Raw genomic sequence first — 276 nt, 5'->3', positions numbered from 1 at the left:
TCCCGAAGGTTAAGCTACCTACTTCTTTTGCAACCCACTCCCATGGTGTGACGGGCGGTGTGTACAAGGCCCGGGAACGTATTCACCGTAGCATTCTGATCTACGATTACTAGCGATTCCGACTTCACGGAGTCGAGTTGCAGACTCCGATCCGGACTACGACGCACTTTATGAGGTCCGCTTGCTCTCGCGAGGTCGCTTCTCTTTGTATGCGCCATTGTAGCACGTGTGTAGCCCTACTCGTAAGGGCCATGATGACTTGACGTCATCCCCACC

General features: G+C 54.0%; 1 rRNA gene. It reads right to left on the bottom strand.

The annotated features are described in order from the left end of the window. A 16S ribosomal RNA gene (locus MUU51_RS00045) occupies positions 1 to 276 on the bottom strand; the annotation flags it as partial.

Origin of the sequence: Scandinavium manionii, assembly GCF_024764775.1 — a bacterium.
Lineage (GTDB): Bacteria > Pseudomonadota > Gammaproteobacteria > Enterobacterales > Enterobacteriaceae > Scandinavium > Scandinavium manionii.
The sequence above is the reverse complement of the archived record's forward strand: the minus strand, read 5'-3'. Positions and strand labels throughout refer to the sequence as shown.